1 protein-coding gene is annotated in these 849 nt (G+C 64.3%); it reads left to right on the forward strand.

Annotated features, from left to right (window positions below; genetic code table 11):
• Positions 1 to 296: 296 nt before the first annotated feature.
• Positions 297 to 849, forward strand: a 553-nt coding sequence (locus tag U9977_RS15815) for an alpha/beta hydrolase (RefSeq protein ID WP_322750030.1), incomplete at its 3' end; no start/stop codon positions are given.

Raw genomic sequence — 849 nt, forward strand, 5'->3', positions numbered from 1 at the left:
CCACCATCCGCCGCCGTTGTCCGTCCTGTCATTCTCCCTCCGCCACGCCGCTCAGCGGGTCTCCGCCGGATATGTCCCTCCTTGGCAGTAAGGGACAAAACGGAGAACACAGTCATTTATCACCTAGTTCACCCAGACGCCACTCAGGCAACAGTTACACCAGGTGAGCAAATCAAACGATCATAGCGATCGGGACCGTCCCGGCCAGCTGGCCAACCCGGCTCGGGTCAAACTGGATTACGACACCGTCCAGCACCGCATATCCGGAATGGCAGAACTGACATGGCAGACAGATCATGAACATCGAGACTCCTGGATGGTTCCGCGCCGCACTCGAGCGACGGCCCGAGCGGCACACGACCCAGGTCGACGGATGCCGGATCAGCTACCGGTGCTGGGGGAAGCGCGACCGCCCGGGAATCGTTCTCGTGCACGGCGGGGGCGGACATGCGGGCTGGTGGGACCACATCGCACCACTGATCGACGGCGAGTACCGGGTCGTCGCCATCGACATGTCCGGCCATGGCGACAGCGGGCGCCGCGATGAGTACAACCTCACCAGCTGGGCCGCTGAGATCGTCAGCGTGGCGGCGCACGCCGGCCTTAGCGGCACGCCGATCATCATCGGACACAGCATGGGCGGCTGGGCATCGATCATGGCCGCGGCGGAGCACCCCGAAAAGATCGGCGGCATAATAATCATCGATGCTCCGGTCGCCGATGTCACTCCGGAGGAACGGGCCGCCCGCGAACGGACTGCATTCGGGCCACTTCGCGTCTACCCGACCGTGACCGACGCCCTGGCCCGGTTCAGAACCGTACCGGACCAGCCGAACATGCTGCCCTACG

The sequence above is a fragment of the Protofrankia sp. Cas8 genome (genome assembly GCF_963555845.1).
GTDB lineage: Bacteria > Actinomycetota > Actinomycetes > Frankiales > Frankiaceae > Protofrankia.